This is a genomic window from Mastigocoleus testarum BC008 (assembly GCF_001456025.1).
Classification (GTDB): domain Bacteria; phylum Cyanobacteriota; class Cyanobacteriia; order Cyanobacteriales; family Nostocaceae; genus Mastigocoleus; species Mastigocoleus testarum.
Genome location: NZ_LMTZ01000107.1, coordinates 217788 through 234735 on the forward strand (window position 1 = coordinate 217788; position 16948 = coordinate 234735).

Annotated in this window: 15 protein-coding genes; 8 read left to right on the forward strand and 7 right to left on the reverse strand. The window is 38.1% G+C overall.

Translation table 11 applies throughout. The annotated features are described in order from the left end of the window. The first annotated feature begins 110 nt into the window (after window positions 1–110). Window positions 111–1040 (forward strand): hypothetical protein, encoded by a 930-nt coding sequence (locus tag BC008_RS26235; protein ID WP_027845081.1) that lies wholly within the window; start codon window positions 111–113, stop codon window positions 1038–1040. 88 nt (window positions 1041–1128) lie between these two features. On the opposite strand, the gene BC008_RS26240 is transcribed toward BC008_RS26235, so the two are convergent. From BC008_RS26240 to BC008_RS26260, 5 genes are all read right to left on the reverse strand, one after another. Next, a complete protein-coding gene (locus BC008_RS26240) occupies window positions 1129–1524 on the reverse strand; it encodes a nuclear transport factor 2 family protein (protein WP_036266932.1) in 396 nt (131 codons plus the stop codon). 175 nt (window positions 1525–1699) lie between these two features. Further along, window positions 1700–2353: a GNAT family N-acetyltransferase gene (locus tag BC008_RS26245; RefSeq protein ID WP_027845083.1), complete on the reverse strand. Its 654-nt coding sequence runs from the start codon at window positions 2351–2353 to the stop codon at window positions 1700–1702. A gap of 286 nt (window positions 2354–2639) precedes the next feature. Continuing rightward, window positions 2640–3167, reverse strand: a complete 528-nt coding sequence (locus tag BC008_RS26250) for a YybH family protein (RefSeq protein WP_027845084.1) — start codon at window positions 3165–3167, stop codon at window positions 2640–2642. Between the two features lie 63 nt (window positions 3168–3230). Then, window positions 3231–3506 (reverse strand): hypothetical protein, encoded by a 276-nt coding sequence (locus BC008_RS26255; RefSeq protein WP_027845085.1) that lies wholly within the window; start codon window positions 3504–3506, stop codon window positions 3231–3233. 74 nt (window positions 3507–3580) lie between these two features. Next, the gene (locus tag BC008_RS26260) at window positions 3581–4231 is read right to left on the reverse strand and encodes an FMN-dependent NADH-azoreductase (protein ID WP_027845086.1); all 651 of its coding nucleotides are present in this window, start codon (window positions 4229–4231) and stop codon (window positions 3581–3583) included. Between the two features lie 156 nt (window positions 4232–4387). Here BC008_RS26260 and BC008_RS26265 point away from each other — a divergent pair, with 156 nt between their 5' ends. From BC008_RS26265 to BC008_RS26290, 6 genes are all read left to right on the forward strand, one after another. Then, window positions 4388–5260 carry a helix-turn-helix domain-containing protein gene (locus tag BC008_RS26265; protein WP_058183887.1) on the forward strand — a complete coding sequence of 291 codons (873 nt, stop codon included), beginning with the start codon at window positions 4388–4390 and terminating at the stop codon, window positions 5258–5260. A 51-nt stretch (window positions 5261–5311) separates the two neighbouring features. After that, on the forward strand, window positions 5312–5629 hold the full coding sequence (locus tag BC008_RS49690) for a hypothetical protein (RefSeq protein ID WP_036266934.1): 318 nt from the start codon (window positions 5312–5314) through the stop codon (window positions 5627–5629). Window positions 5630–5878: 249 nt separating this feature from the next. Continuing rightward, a complete protein-coding gene (locus BC008_RS26275; RefSeq protein WP_027845089.1) occupies window positions 5879–6370 on the forward strand; it encodes a HugZ family pyridoxamine 5'-phosphate oxidase in 492 nt (163 codons plus the stop codon). A 328-nt stretch (window positions 6371–6698) separates the two neighbouring features. Then, the gene (gatB, locus tag BC008_RS26280; protein ID WP_027845090.1) at window positions 6699–8174 is read left to right on the forward strand and encodes an Asp-tRNA(Asn)/Glu-tRNA(Gln) amidotransferase subunit GatB; all 1476 of its coding nucleotides are present in this window, start codon (window positions 6699–6701) and stop codon (window positions 8172–8174) included. A 583-nt stretch (window positions 8175–8757) separates the two neighbouring features. Continuing rightward, window positions 8758–10086: a histidine phosphatase family protein gene (locus BC008_RS26285; RefSeq protein WP_027845091.1), complete on the forward strand. Its 1329-nt coding sequence runs from the start codon at window positions 8758–8760 to the stop codon at window positions 10084–10086. A 216-nt stretch (window positions 10087–10302) separates the two neighbouring features. Next, window positions 10303–11625: a dihydroorotase gene (locus BC008_RS26290; RefSeq protein ID WP_027845092.1), complete on the forward strand. Its 1323-nt coding sequence runs from the start codon at window positions 10303–10305 to the stop codon at window positions 11623–11625. A gap of 166 nt (window positions 11626–11791) precedes the next feature. On the opposite strand, the gene BC008_RS26295 is transcribed toward BC008_RS26290, so the two are convergent. Then, window positions 11792–13141 carry an ATP-binding protein gene (locus BC008_RS26295; protein WP_058183885.1) on the reverse strand — a complete coding sequence of 450 codons (1350 nt, stop codon included), beginning with the start codon at window positions 13139–13141 and terminating at the stop codon, window positions 11792–11794. Between the two features lie 740 nt (window positions 13142–13881). Then, entirely contained in the window at window positions 13882–15396 is a 1515-nt protein-coding gene (locus BC008_RS26300; protein ID WP_027846963.1) for a phytoene desaturase family protein, read from the reverse strand. A gap of 566 nt (window positions 15397–15962) precedes the next feature. Between BC008_RS26300 and BC008_RS26305 the strand changes: the two genes are divergently transcribed. Continuing rightward, window positions 15963–16748: an ABC transporter ATP-binding protein gene (locus tag BC008_RS26305; protein WP_027845318.1), complete on the forward strand. Its 786-nt coding sequence runs from the start codon at window positions 15963–15965 to the stop codon at window positions 16746–16748. Window positions 16749–16948 lie beyond the last annotated feature (200 nt).

A 16948-nucleotide genomic window follows, 5' to 3' on the forward strand; every position in this document is an offset into this window, starting at 1 on the left:
ATCGCTCTTAATTCTTAACTGGGAACTCTTAACTGGGAATATAGCTCGATATTGAATATGTAAATAATTTTATTGCTTATTTATTTGTGCGATCGCGTAATGGTGTATTTATGAACCATCGGTTTCTACTACGACTTGTTACAAATTTTACGGTTTATCTATTAACCTTGTCTTGCTTTGCCATAGTGCTGTGGGTAATTGACGAGGTTTTGAGGTGGGATATTTTACCAGATGCCTGGAGTTTGTTAGTACGAGCCCTGTTAGTGGCGGGGGGTATTATTGCCTTTGTATTAGTGGTGATGAATGTGATACTGAGTTTAGCTTTGCTGGCGGAGGCTAACGCTAGTCGGGCGCTGTTACCAAACTATCATATTTCTGCACGCCTGAAGCGTCGTATAGGCAAAATTATGCTGGCTGCGGTTCTTGCAATCGCGTTGTTGTTTGGGGGATTAGAGGTAATAACTCAAGTCCGTACCCAGTCATCTATCCAAACGGCTCAAGCCGAATTTAACCAGACCCAAAATACTATGGATAGAAGCGCTAAACAAGTCTTAGGACTATTTACTCAACAGTTGTTAGAGGCAATTGATACCAACACACTAGCTGAAAAAGGAGAACTCGGCAATCTACGCAAACTGCTTAATTCAATTCAAGCATCTTTCCCTAATCAACCCTCAACAACGGTGGTTATTAAAGCTACCCAAGCTCCTTATGAATATGCCAGTATTAACGCTAACTCGATAAAGTCCAATAAGCAAGGACAGCTTTTTCTTTCTCCACAACTTTATACGGGCTTTCCAACCAAGCAAGAAACCCAAATAATTAAGCAGTTATTTTCAGGTAAGTTAGTAGCACCCAAAGATCCTTTAAAGGGTAGTGTTATTAAAAATACGATTCCTAGTTCTTGGGGACTACTTAAACGTAATAATCGAGCGATTGCAGTTGTCTATCTGGAAGCTAAATATTCCCCCAATGGCGACCCAAATTTATTCAATCAAGATTTTCACCACAATGGACCTGCAAGCTTATTGACGAACTGAACTTTGATATTTGATATTTGATATTTGGTTAGAATTATTCTTCTGTAAAATCCGACTGAAAGCTGTTTATTGTCTAATTCGATCTACGTCAAACTTCCTTCGCGGTCGCATTCCAAATAGTTTTTGTATCTGCAAACATCCGAAAGCGACAAACTTTTCCATCGCGCAGGTCGTAGATATGTGCAGCAGCGCTACTCATAGAATTACCGGAAATTCGGTTACGCCCAGTATAACTTCCAATTACAACTATTGAGTTACCTGCATCTAAAAATTCTTCAATATGATAAGCAAAGTTTTCCCAGTTGTTGTCGTTAGCTTTGAAAACTCCCTCAATAACTTCTGATGCACCTTGATATGTCGCACCACCCGGAAAACCTTTATTTTGAATCCATTCAATATCCTCGGTGCAAATTTCCAGAAATGCTTGGTAATCCTTTTCGCGGAATGCTCGATATAGTTCTTGAATGACTTCAATATTACTCATTATTTTTAATCACTCATCTTCTTACCAACTAATGACTAGTTCCTGAATCTTCTCCCTTGCATCACTCAATGCTCGTTCCCGTGCTTCATTTCTTTAAATCCAAGCCATTCGCATGGACGAACTTAATATCTATGACATCAATAAAATGAACTGTAAAGATAAGACTCTCTGATTCTCAAGAGTTGAGATGTTTATCCATTAAAAATGTACCACCTTTATCACTAATTACTTCAAAAACACGTTTATCGTTATAAGTAAAATTGCTATACATTGCTTTACAACGTGGTATCAAACCAGCTTTTCCAAATATATGCTGTGAGGTTTGGTTTGCAGCCTCTGTCACTGCAAATTTATAACCTTCTTTCTTCCCATACTCCAGGGTCGTTGAGACAAGATTTTGAGCTATACCTTTACCTCGGTGCTGAGGAGACACAGCTAGCATGTATAAATGTAGATATTTACCAAATTGAATTTGCTTATCTTGTTTATAAGTATTGTCCAAAGACTCAAACATATGAAAGATAGGTGCAAATTTATCACTAATTTTTCCCATTTCCAAAGGTGGTTCAGAAGCGAAATCAGCAGCAATTAAAGCACCAATTACCTGTTCGGATTCCTTATCCTTGGCGATGATAGAAAGTCCTAATTCAGCAAGCCATTCTCCCAACAAGAGAATATATTCATAAAAATCTTGGACAGATAATTCCTGAACAACTGCTATTGGATCGGAGCCCGAAAATGCTTGACCCACTACAAGTGCTGTTGGTTCCAGAAGATTTATACTGAAAGGCTCATAAGTCACATTATTTGCTTCGAGAAGAGAGGTCACGATCAATCTCCTTTACTAAATTGTAGACTTTTGGTACCGGATAGGTCTTCTTTAAAACCTGTTTTTATCCTGTGGTGACTTTCTTGAGGATTCCGGTATCAGAAAGATTGAACCCACTACAAATAAAATGCTTCCCGATAAATACAGTAAAGACGTAATAGAAAACTCATTGACAACTTGGAAAATTCCATCGATCGCGAAGAAGACTGAGCCAATGATAAATGACCAACTTGTTATCGATACACTCTTTCTCAATAGTTTTATCTCCTGCGTCGATAACTAAAGTTTAAAGAGATACCGGAGCAGAAGTATGTTCGTGGACGATCGCCCATTTCCCATTATGCTTTTCCCATAGGTCTGTTTGACGACCTTCGGTTTCAATGGATTGACCATTTTTTGTTTCTGCAGACAGGTGGTAGGTAAAGGTTACCCAAACCAAATTATCATGTCGGGTAGCATGTAGATCGTCATTAGCAGTCAGTTTAAAATGGTTGAGTTTACCAAACAGATGGGTTTGAATACCTGCTTTAAATTCTTTCCAGCCTTGATATTTTAAAGGGGTTGCATCATAAATAACTAACTTTGGATCGTTGAGATAAAACTCAGCGACTTTATCTGGATTGCAGGTATTCCAAGCCGCATAGGTTGTGTCAGTTAATTGCTTGAAGAAAATATCATCTGCTGATTGGTTCGCAGCGAGTGCAGTAGGTTGTACTTGAATGAATATACTGGAAGTAATTAAGGCGATTGCGATCGCTTTGCGGAACTTCTTCCAGGAGTTTATCGCTCTTTTCAGAAATGCAAGAAACTTCATGGGAAAACCTCGTTTGGGATTGTGAGATGTTTTTACTAAACTGTTCTGAGCAGTTGTTTTTGTTTATTTTTTTGGAATAAATAGAGCTGAAGCAATAGTAAACACACCACTAGCAGTAATGTGAAGTAACACATGGATAGAAAGACCTTCACTAAGTTCGATAAATCCATCCAATAGAAACATCAATGAGCCAATTAGAAATAACCAACTAATGAGGAAAGTGTTGTCGTTATTTTCTTCTGTAGTTTTTGTTGCAATTAACTTCTCTGGATGAATAACTGTAACAAATTTGCTTTTTTGCTTGTGAGTTTCAGTCGCAATCTGTTTTTCTGTCAGCATGTGACATCTCCTAAAATTTGACTTCAATAAAATCCCTAACGCGATTCCCACATTTCCTAGAACCTTTGGGTCATTTATTTTGGATTTATGGCTGGTACATTCACTAGCTTATTAATTTGAGCGCGAGCTGCAGCAATAGAATCAGCAAGTTTTTGACCGCCCAATTCATCATTTTCTACGCTAATAAAGGTGATATCTGTAATTCCAATAAAACCAAACGCTGTTTTTAGGTAAGGAGCTTGATGATTTAACTTTTCCAAGCGACCACCTGGAGCAAATCCTCCAGCCCCATGTGCTGTAATAATGAACATCTTCTTCCCATGCACTAGTGGTTTGTAGGGTGATTCCTTATCCTCGGGTTCAAAAGCATAGGTTCGCCCAATTCTGACAATTTGATCGATATAAGCTTTGAATCCGCTGGGAATATTAAAGTTATACATAGGAACACCGATGACATACACATCTGCAGCCATCAATTCATCTACCAATTGTTCACTCAATTGAATAGCTTCCCACATATCCGATGTTCGTTTTTCTGGTGATGTGAAACAGGCTGCGATCCAAGGTTCATTAACATGAGGAATAGAATTACGTCCTACATCTCGATAGGTAATGCTGTCTTCTAGATGAGAATCTTTCCATGCTTCAACGAAATATTTGCTCAAGGCGCGAGATTGGGAGCGCTCTCCCCTTGGACTAGTATCTATATGTAACAAATTAGCCATAATTTAAGAAATAATTCAAGAAATCTTTGCACTTATTAAGTTTTGTTCAGTAAATCGTTACAATTACAGAATAAGTAACTCAAATCTGAAGAGCTATTTAAATTTTGCGCGATTGTCAAAATCTTGCTGCGAGTTCTTAAAATAAGTAAAGCGTCTATGGTAAGTTTGCCCCATAAACCACTTGTCGAAATCCCATCATCAATTATTTCTAGTCAGGATCTGGGATGGAAATCTATTATTGTTGAAGAATTTCAGCAACCTCCAGGAGCAGAAGAATCTTGCTTTTGGAAAGAGCATGCTATTTGTTTAAGTTTGGCAACTCGCCCCAATCGTCTTTGGCAAACTATAGGCGATCGCTCTTATGTGGGACTTTATAGGAAAGGCGATATTTCCATTACGCCAGCCGAACTTCCTTGTTCCTATAGGGCTTATAATAATGACCATTACTTACAAATAAGAATTCCTCCGCAGTTTGTCAGGAAAGTTGCTACAGAAACCGTTGATTCTGACCCTGAACTCAAACTAATTACAGAATTTCGCTGTCGTAATCCCCAAATTGAACAACTTGCAATGATGTTGCGAACTGAGTTACATCAAGGTGGAGATGGATTTGGACAGCTTTATATAGAATCCTTGGCTAATGCAATGGTTGTGCATTTGCTACGAGATTATTCTGAAACTAAAACTCGCGTATCAGCTTATAAAGGGGGATTGGACGATCGCAAGCTCGTACAAGTTTCAGAGTACATTAACGCACACTTAGATCGAGATATTAAATTAGCCGATCTTGCATCTGTCGCAGGAGTTAGTCAATTTCACTTTAGTCGCCTTTTTAAACAATCAATAGGAATTTCACCCCACAAATATTTACTTAAAGAGCGGGTGGAACGAGCAAAACATTTACTGAAAAATTCTAAATTAGCGATCGCCGAAATTGCATTTCAGTGTGGTTTTAACAGTCAAAGTCATCTTGGGAAATCTTTTCGAGAACTAACGGGAGTAACTCCGGGTGTTTATCGTAGGGGCTAAGGTTGTGAGTACGAGATTGCTCATTTGCAAATGACGTAATTATTACTATTAGTGGCGTTCGACAAGTCATTTCTCTCTAATTCTTCATATAAACATACGAATTTATTCGGTAGCTTTTCCCCAGAAAAACGACGGAAACTTATATTAGTTTTTCTATGGAAACAAATGGATATCATTGCAAATATTAATGAAGCTGCCACATATGCAACAGTAGGTGCTGTCTTGGGCGTAACAGTTTATCACAATATTGGTGGTGGAGGATTGGCAATTGCAGGAGGTGCTTACGGTATTGGTTTAGGTACTTTTGCCACAGGTGGTGCTGTTGCAGGACTAGCAGTTTATGGTGTAAAAAAGTCTGTGTTGTGGTAATTAAATCTAAAGCATGACAAGAATACTCGTAATGAGTTTTAAGAACCCGTTTACTGAAATCTGAAAATTAAATAATAGGGATGAAAATGTACTTAAATCCAACATTCATTTCTATTTGGTATTGAATTATCTTAAGCACTTCATCTGCTGATGAAGTGTTTTTTGATTAGCTGTATTTTAATTAAACTATTAGTATTAATTTATTTTCAAGCCACATCATCCTGGGCAAAATCCCAAATAGTAGATTATATGTCTCAATTTGAAAGTATTCTGGCTGCATACCAAACATTTCCTGAAGAATTCCAAAGCTTAGTAATTTGTACCGTTGATAAAGATGGTATGCCCAATGCAAGTTATACTCCTTTCGTCATGGACGAGGAGAAAAATATTTATATATACGTCAGTGGGCTTTCCAGTCATACGCAAAATTTGCACGCATTACCCAAAGCCAGCATATTATTTGTCGAAGACGAGAGTAAAACACAGCAAATATTTGCCCGTCGTCGTCTCAGTTTTGATTGCGATGCACAATTGATAGAACGAGATACTCAGTTATGGTTGCAAATGGTGTCTCAATTTAAAGCTCGTTTTGGTAACATCATTGAAATGCTCGAACAGTTACCAGACTTCCGGATTTTTCAACTCAAACCCAAATCGGGAAGATTTGTCGTTGGCTTTGGTGCAGCGTACGAAGTAGACCCAAATGATTTTAATAATTTAATTCATGTTAAAGGCAAATAGTTAGGCACTTCCCCTGACAGGTGTAGGTTTTTCATAAATGGGTGATTAAGCACTTGAATCAATTACTAAAACTTCAGTTTTATGTGGTTTTAGGTACGAATAATCATGAAAAATATTTCCCTTATCTGCGTATTTCATGTCTTTTCATCCATAAAAACCATTAAGCATAAAAAACCTACACTTGTGAGGATGTTAGGAGGGAGTTTGCAATCAATGAGGTTATGAGGGTTTCCCCATGAAAAATCCGTAGTCGATCAAAACCAATACAGTTCTACAATAGGAAACCAAGATCTAGATAAAGAATTAATTAGCGATAATTTTTAATTTTATGACTTCTGCTGCTCCAGCCAAAACAGAATATGAGGCAATTATTGGTTTAGAAACTCACTGTCAATTGAGTACCCAAACCAAAATTTTCTCTGACAGTTCGACAAAATTTGGTGCTGACCCCAATACCAACATCGATCCAGTTTGTATGGGTTTACCCGGCGTACTACCAGTATTAAACGAAAAAGTACTGGAATATGCTGTTAAAGCCGGTTTAGCTCTGAATTGTTCTATTGCTAAATATAGCAAGTTTGACCGCAAACAATATTTTTATCCCGATCTACCAAAAAATTATCAAATTTCTCAGTACGATTTGCCTATAGCCGAACATGGTTGGCTAGAAATTGAGTTAATTGATGGAGATGGTAATCCCATTCGTAAAAAAATTGGTATTACTCGCCTGCATATGGAAGAAGATGCAGGTAAATTAGTTCACGCAGGTAGCGATCGCCTATCGGGTTCCACCTATTCTCTAGTAGATTACAACCGCGCAGGTGTACCACTAGTTGAAATTGTTTCCGAACCAGATTTACGTTCGGGACAAGAAGCAGCCGAATACGCTCAAGAATTACGCCGAATTATGCGTTATTTGGGTGTAAGTGATGGCAACATGCAAGAAGGTTCCCTCCGTTGCGACGTAAACATTTCTGTCCGTCCCATAGGACAAAAAGAATTTGGTACTAAAGTCGAAATCAAAAATATGAATTCCTTTAGTGCAATTCAAAAAGCGATCGAATACGAAATTGAGCGACAAATCGCTGCGGTTGAAGCTGGCGAAAAAATCATCCAAGAAACTCGTTTATGGGAAGAAGGTTCCCAAAAAACATTTAGTATGCGGGTTAAGGAAGGCTCTAGCGACTACCGTTATTTCCCCGAACCCGATTTAGGACCAATTGAGGTTTCTGAAGAACAAATGAGTTCTTGGCGTAGCGAACTTCCCGAACTTCCCGCAGATAAGCGTCACCGTTATGAAGAAGAATTAGATCTTTCTGCTTATGATGCTCGTGTATTAACAGAAGAAGTCGCCACTTCTAAGTATTTTGAAGCAACTATCGCTGCTGGTGCAAGTGCTAAAGGTGCTGCTAATTGGATTATGGGTGACATCGCAGCTTACCTAAACAAACAAAAACTCAATATCGCTGAAATTGCTCTAACCCCAGAAAACCTTGCTAAAACCATTTCTCTGATTGAGAAAGGAACTATTAGCGGTAAAAAAGTTAAAGATAAGTTGACAGATTTATTAGCGGGTAAATCCCCCGATGATGTATTCAAAGGACAGGAGCAAATTTCTGATCCAGCTGTATTGATACCAATAGTAGAACAAGCGATCGCTAACAACCCCAAAGAATTAGAAAAGTATCGTAGTGGTAAAACCAAATTATTGGGCTTTTTCGTCGGTCAAGTTTTAAAACAAACAGGAGGGCGTGCTGACCCCAAATTGACAAATAAACTAGTCACCGAAAAACTAAATGGATAATATTACACATTGTTACAAGTACAGTGTAATTTAAACTACTCGGCTTCTTTATTGTTTATATTTTTAAAGCTATTTATTTAAAGCTAAAATTTCCAACTTACAAACAATAAAGAAGTCGGTTTTTCCTTTAACTACGAGCAATCCCTGAATTTAACCGAGCAAAATTTAAGTGATAAGTATATTCTCTTAAAGTTCTTAATAATACATTCACAAAAAATATTTTATTGAGGGGTATTGCCCCTCATCCCAAAAGTGCTATACTATGCTTAGTAGATGCACCCTGATGATCTGGAGAGTTGCCCCAAGCGGCTCTCCATTTTTTTATTTTCAGTGTGTACGTGTAAAATCTTTATTAGTTGAACGTGAATATCACTGTAAAATCAACAATACCGCTACGATGGTGCTATTCTTAAAGGTAGAAAATAATAGTAAACAGCATGAAAAGTGTACACTAGAAGCTCAATCTGTGCTCATCACCAGTTAAATTATTAACCAGGGCAGATGTTATGACTTGCACATTCTCAACCTTCTGGTTTGCTCGTCAGCATCCGTCTGGATTTCAAATAGTAGGAGATAACTGTCGATGACTCGTGTCATCATCGTCCGTCACGGTCAAAGCACTTATAACATTGTTAGACGAATTCAAGGACGTACCGATGCATCCGAATTAACACAAAAGGGCTGTAATGATGCTGCCAAAGTAGGTAAAGCTCTAAGTAATATTTATTTTGATGCGATTTATCATAGTTCCCTGACAAGAGCTACGCAGACAGCAGAGATTATTAAATCTCAACTAGTTACAGCAAATAAAGAACCAAAGAAAATTTGTAGTCATGAAAAATTAATTGAGGTTCATTTACCTCTTTGGGAGGGGATGCTCAATAGTGAAGTGAGGGAAATTTTTGCCGAAGAATATCGCATCTGGAAAGAAACTCCTCATAAACTGCTAATGCGAATTCAAAAAGCAGGAAAAGAAGAAGAATATTTTCCCGTTTTAGCTTTATACGAGCAAGCAAAGAAATTTTGGCAAGATATTCTCCCATTGTATCGGGGCGACCGAAACTTAATGATAGTTGCTCACAATGGAATCAATCGTGCTTTGATAAGCACTGCTCTGGGAATTTCTCCAGAACTTTACCACTCCATTCAACAATCAAACTGTGGTTTTAGCGTACTTAATTTTGCTGAGGGTTTGGAAGGCTCTGTAGAACTAGAATCTTTAAATCAAACTCAGCATTTGGGAGAAGTTTGTCCTTCCTTACGACCCAATCATCAAGGTGTAAGGTTATTTTTAGTGCGTCATGGGGAAACCCAATGGAATAATCTCAACAAATTTCAGGGACAAATTGATGTACCTTTAAATGATGTGGGAAAATCGCAGGCTGAAAAAACAGCAGCATTTTTACAAACAGAAAATATTGATTTTGCCTGTAGCAGTTCCATGGAAAGAGCCAGGGAAACTGCAGAAATTATTTTGCAGCATCACCAAAATGTAAAATTGGAATTACTCCAAAATTTACAAGAGATTAATCATGGTTTGTGGCAAGGAAAAACTGAAGTAGAAATCGACCGAGAATACCCAGGAGAGTTACAACGCTGGCGAACAGTTCCAGCAGAAGTACAAATGCCACAAGGAGAGAATCTGCAACAATTATGGGAACGCAGTCATAACTGCTGGCTCTCAATCGTAAAAACAGCATTAGAAAAACAATATTCGACTGGAATTGTATTTGCCCACGGTGATATCAATCAAGCCTTAATTTGTCATATTCTAGGACTATCACCGGAGAAATTTTGGTCTATCAAAAATGACAATGCTGCTTTGACTGTTATAGATTACCCTCGTGGATTAAGTGGATTGCCGGTATTGCAAGCCATGAATATTAACGCTCATTTTGCTGAAGAAATCTAGTTATAAAAACTACATATTTTTTGTGGTTGCGATAGGCTACGCTGCTTGCGGAGCAGACCGCTTATGATACCAAAAATTACAACATCAAATATGGCTACACAGCGTTCAGACTCGAGCCTTTAATAATCTGGCAATAATCTGTCAATCATCCTGTAACCCAGAAAAAAAGTACAATTACTTACACAAAAGCCGAACTCTGAGCTGCTGATAGCCAAAATGACAACAGAATTACTTCAACAAGTAAGGATTATAGATCCTGTTTCTCAAACTGATAAAGTTGCAGATGTATTGATCGTCGATGGTTATATTGAAACGATTTCTGAAATTATTTCAGATATTGCAATTGATACGAAAATACATGATGCTCGCGGATTAATTCTTGGTACGGGTTTAATAGATTTATATAGCCATTCTGGGGAGCCTGGACGGGAACAAAGAGATACCCTAAATTCACTTTTACTGGCTGCTGCTGCTGGGGGTTTTACCAGAGTTAGCATTTTACCGGATACATCTCCTCCCATTGATAATTCTGCTTTGGTGGGTCAGCTACTGCAAAAAAGTAATGATTTGAACAGCCCCTTAAGTAGGAATCAATTGGAAAACAGATTTGTTGCTTCTTCCTTACTTACCATGACCTCATTTCCTCGTCTGAATATTTGGGGCGCTTTAACTTTGGATGTCGCGGGTAAGCAAATGGTGGAAGTTGCAGATTTAGCTGCTGTGGGGGTGGTAGGTTTTGCCGATGGTAAACCCTTAGAAAATCTAGGTTTACTACGAAGAATCCTAGAATACCTCAAGCCTATGAATAAACCGATTGCAATTTGGCCTTGCGATCGCAATTTAGCATCTAGTGGGGTAATGCGGGAAGGAAAATATTCTATTCGTTTTGGTTTACCAGGAAACCCAGCAATTTCAGAAACTACTGCTTTAGCAGCTTTATTGGAATTAGTCGCTACAACGGAAACTCCGGTACATTTGATGCGCATATCAACAGCCCGAAGTGTTGAATTAATAGCTGCAGCGAAGCAAAAAGGCTTACCAGTTACTGCTAGTACAACTTGGATGCATCTTTTGCTCGATACATCATCTATTGAAAGTTATAATCAAAACTTACATTTAGAACCACCTTTAGGTAACCCAGAGGATTTAATTGCTTTAAGGCAGGGAGTAAGAACAGGTATCATTGATGGAATTGCGATCGACCATAGCCCTTACAGTTACGAAGAAAAAACTGTATCATTTTCTGAAGCGCCTCCAGGAGCTATTGGTTTGGAATTAGTGTTAGCTTTACTCTGGGAAAATTTAGTAGAAACTAATAAATTCACAGCCTTGGAATTATGGAAAGCACTTTCTAAGGGTCCTGCAGAATGCTTAAATCAAGATTCTCCAGCAATATTTCCCGGTCAAAAAGCTGAATTAACCTTATTTAATCCAGAAAAAATTTGGAAAGTAGATACTCAAAATCTTTATACTCTTTCTAAGAATACCCCTTGGCTCGGACAAAAATTGAAAGGAAAGGTGATGAGAACTTGGTGTTAAGGTTTCAGAAGTCAGGAATCAGGAGTCAGGAGTCAGAAGTCAGAAGTCAGAGGTCAGAGGTCAGGAGTTAAGAGTCACTAATCACTAGACTTCCCACACTTCCCACACTTCCCACACTTCCCACACTTCCCTAAAACGGGAGTCAAAATAAACAATCATTACTAATCTAGGGTTGTCCTACTGGAACAGTAAAGTGAATTTGGGTTCCTTTATGCTTCCCTTCCGAAGAAGCCCAAATCTCTCCTCCTAAACTGTGTACTATGTAGCGACAAATTGCTAAACCAATACCAGTACCGCCAACACTACGCCTTAAAGAATCTTCTTCTTGGTAAAAGTGATTAAATACGGCTTCTAAATTATCGGGTGCAATTCCTCTACCAGTGTCAGCTACAACTACTTCTAACACGATCTTGGAATCATTTGAGATGGATTTCTCATTATCAACTTTTGCTTGATTTATTTTGACTTGAATGTTGATAGTTCCATCAATATCTGTAAATTTATAAGCATTGTCAATCAATTTAATTAACGCTTCAACGAGTCTGTCCCCATCAACTTGAATTTTTGGTAAGTTTGGTGGAATGTCTGCTGTAACTTGAGGTAGATGACACTCTTTGACATTTGCTCTCAAGCTGCTTAAAGCAATATCTATAACTTCTTGGAATTCAATAAAATCTGGACGGTGGTAAAGTTGTCCATTTTCTAATCGTAGAAGAAGAAAAAAATCTTGAATTAACTGTCTTAAGCGTTCTATATCTCCAAGTGCAATTTCCAGCATTACTTGCTGATACTCTGGAGCCATGGTCGGTTCTCTAATCAAACTTTCCAAGCAAATTTGAATAGTACATAAAGGAGTACGCAATTCATGACCGACAATTGCAATCAGATTTTTTCGAGTATGCTCTAAAATCTCTAAATCATCGCAGGGATTGGAGTCTTGAAGCTCAGCAGACGATTTATCCTCACTCAAGCCGGAGCATAACTCGATGTTTTGTTCTGGGGTTATAAATAGTTTACACGGGTTTTGCTGTAATACTCTTGGTTGAGTGCGATAAACGCCTCTTAGGCGTTCCGCGTTCCCTGAAAGCGTCTCGAAGCGATCGAGAATATCAGCTAGTGCTATGGTTTTCCAGCATGCAGAAGCATCTGCAAACTGTTCGCCTTGGTTATGTTGCTCGATTGATTTTGGTTCAAATTCAGAATCTAATTCAAATTCAGGATCCTGCTTAGATTCCTCCGACTCAGAATCTTGTTCGGAATTTAAGTCGGAAATGGAAAGAGTTGTTTGGATCAGATGACGCAAGCGCTCTACATCCTTAAATGCAGTTTCTAATATGATCTGTCTACAATCAGAAGGTATCAATTGCTCTTCAGCCAAACTTTCCAAACAAACTTGACTGGTTGATAAGGGAGTCCAAAACTCGTGACCAATAATGGTTAACAGATGACTCCTAATTCTTTGCAAAACTTCTAGCTTCTGACTTAGCCCTACATCACAAACTTTTTGATTTGTCATGGGGAAAATACTTCTGTTGTTTAAACAATCATCTGTCTCGACATTTACTGATAGTGATTTTGTATTTCCACTTACAGAAAAGTCTTTTTAAAGTTAAATATTTTTCTTTAATTATCTTGAATTACTGATAATAAATTTAGAAAGTCATAAATCAAACTCGAATATCCTTGAAATTCCCCAAGCCCAATCAAAAAGAGTTTTACCCTCCATACCTAAAACATAAGGAATACATATTGATCGCATCAATACCGCAAAAAGTAACCTTAGGCTGAGGCATTTGCCAAAATGCCATGAAATTTATATCTTTCTAATGCTTCTAGAAAGAAGCAGACTTTACCAAGCCGATTTATTAAGAGCTTCGATCAAGTTTAAGAAATTCTTAAACTCAACCTCATGAAATAATATTACACCAAAATTAATAAAAATTAATAATTTATTTTGTATATTGTAAACTAGTAGTCCTCCACATTAATTTTGATGGGTTTGTAGTTGGGCTATGTCCTGATGGACACGCTAACGCTAATAGCCCCGGTAAAGTCTTGATATTAAAGCGCTAAAGCGCTACTACGAACCTTAATTTTGGCAGTTAATTTATTTATCTGTATAAGGTTGAAGCCCTATTTAATATATGTTCTATGCGCTAAAGCGCAATTACAAACCTGTTTGATTATTTTTAATGGACGAACAAAGTTGGTAGTAGGGCTTTAGATTTGCACTCAAGCGCTACTACCTATGAACTTCTAATAATTCACGCTTTTTAATATATCTAGTGTCTGTTGGGGCTTTACTAGGGTGTTAGCACACATAATCCCTGAAGCGGCGACAGCTGGAACTCCAATACCCGGCATTGTACTATCACCGACTCGATATAAACCTTTGATGGGGGTTTGATTTCCAGGAAATGTTCCTTTTCCCGCAGAAATCGCCGGTCCATATGTTCCTTGATATCTTCTTAAGTAATGGGCGTGGGTCAGAGGGGTACCAATTAACTTCAAAACTACGCGATCGCGGATATCCGGTATTACTCGTTCGATTGCGCGATAAAGAGTTTGGGCTTTTTCCTGTTTTCGAGTTTGGTAATCTTGATCGCGTTGCCAATCGGTGTAGGGTTCCAAGGTATATGCATGAACGACGTGATATCCTTCTGGTGCTAGCTCGGCATCCCAAACACTGGGAATTGATATCATACAAGTATTTCCCGGCGTACTTATATCTTGATTGGGATCGTGGACTACTACATGATGTCCAGTTAAATTTTCTAAACCTTGGGCGCGAATACCCAAGTGTAAATGCATAAAGCTTTCAACTGCTGGTGTTGCTAAAGCAGTTTTTCGGAAAGAATCAGGTAAATCTTCAGGATCTAATAACTTAGTATAGGTATCCCAAATACTGGCATTGGAAATTACTATCGGTGCTAAGAGAACTTCACCATTTTTTAAGCGTACCCCTGAGGCTTTACCATTTTCCACTAAAATCTGTTCCACGTGGCTTCCCAAACGTAACTGACCGCCCCAACGTTCGAGACCTCGTACCAAAGCGTTTATAATTGCCTCACTCCCACCTACAGGGTATTCCACCCCAACCCGGGAACGCTCTCCCAGCATAAATGCGACCTCTGGAGCAATGGTCCCGCGAGCTTTTAGACCTGATAACAGAAAACACTCCAAATCAATTAGTGTTCTTACCCATGGGTCTTTAATTGTCCCGTCCATTACATTACCCACAGAGGCTCTAACTAAAGATAGATGGGGCAGCATTTTAAACATGTATTCTGGATAACGTCCAAATAAAATTAAAAATGACTGCCAATCTGAGCGTAATGCTAAGGCTGGAATTCCTTTCATCGCATCATATAAAGGTAAAAGACGATGTTGAAAGTACTTTAATTCTTTTGCTCCTGAAGTAGTAATTTTAGCAACTTCTTCAAGGTAAATATCTGAATCGCTGTATACAGGAAAAGTGCGATCGCCTAGGTGATAATGTCCCAAAGGATCGTAACTTACAGCAGTAAATGATTCTCCTAAAACATCAAGTATTTGTTTTACGGGGTTCAAACTTTTGGCGGTAGTTAAACCACAATAGAATGAAGGTCCGGAATCAAATTTAAATCCTTTTCGTCCGAAACAATGGGCTGCTCCACCAGCAATGTTATGGCTTTCACACACTATTGTTTTTTTGCCATATCTAGCTAGTAGGGACCCAGCACATAAACCACCAATTCCACTACCAATAACTATGACATCGAAGTTTTGCATTTTTTACCTTTTTATTATCTAGTCAGTTATTAGCTTTTCACTGTTAATTATGGTTTGAATAGCTACCATAAATTACATACACCGGTACCAACAAAATTTATTTTCCCAATCTTCGATTTTTATTGCTAATTTTGGATTCAATCCAATACATGAAGGTTACAAGTAATGGGTAATGGGTAATGGGTAATGGGTAATGGGTAATGGGTAATGGGTAATTGGTTAAAAAACCATTCATTTTATGGCGCTACGCGCCAGTAATCAGCCTAACAAAAGTTAAAAGCTTACAAATCTAGCTTTTGGGATTTACCGATTTCCTAACTTTAATTATGTAGTGCTACAAATCCAAAAACACTTAGAAAGCAGGGGGAATTAATCGTTTTTGTATCTTGAAGTCATTTTTGCAGTATTATTCGCAGAAGCCTGCTCGTTCGCAGCTAAACCAGTATACGGAAAATGCTACTTCCATCACGTAGAACTAAACTGAGTCAGATTTGCCATCGATCCGACTTTCCGTAGAAAATTTACTGTTGAATAAATAAATGCTAACCGCCATTAACTACTAACCGATGAACGAACCGCTAATTGAATTAAAAGGTGTTTCTAAATCCTTTGGTAGCAATAAAGTTTTAGACCGTTTGGATTTAAAAATTTACCGAGGAGAAGCGCTAGGAATTATCGGTCCTAGTGGTACTGGTAAATCTACTATATTAAGATTGATTGCTGGACTCACAAATGTTGATGAAGGTGAAATCTATGTTCAAGGCGTTCGACGCCAAGGGTTGATAGAAGACACAAAAGATGATCCAGTTGGTATCGGGATGGTCTTTCAACAAGCAGCATTATTTGATTCCCTAACGGTGGAAGAAAATATTGGATTTTTGCTATATCAGCATTCTCAGTTATCGCCCGAACGTATTCGTCAGTTGGTAAATAAAAAACTCGAAATGGTTGGCTTACCTGGAATAGGTAACCTTTATCCAGCCGAACTTTCCGGTGGGATGCGAAAGCGAGTCAGTTTTGCTCGCGCCATTATGTCTAATCCAGATGCTCCCAAAGAAGGAGCGGAAGTTTTACTTTATGATGAGCCGACAGCTGGACTTGACCCAATTGCTTCAACAGTGATAGAAGATTTAATTCGGGATCTACAATCAATGCAAGGGGTTTGCAGCACTTATGCCATTGTGACCCACCAAGAAAGTACTATTCGTCGTACAGCCGATAGAATTATATTTTTATATCAGGGTAAAGTACAGTGGCAAGGTTCGGTTAGTGAAATCGATACAACTGATCATCCTTATATGAAGCAGTTTATGAGTGGAAATATTGATGGTCCAATTCAAGTTGCAGGATAACTAACAATTTCGAAAAACGATTAAAAATTTTAGTTTTCGGAATTTTAGATTTGGAACTTTGAGATTTAGAACTTTGAGATTTAAGACTTTTAGGTTTAGAGGTTTTAGATTTGAAAATTCTAGATTTAGAAACTTTAGAATCAAATCTAGAATCAAATCTAGAATCGAAAATTTTAGAATTGCATTTTTGGATTTAGGTT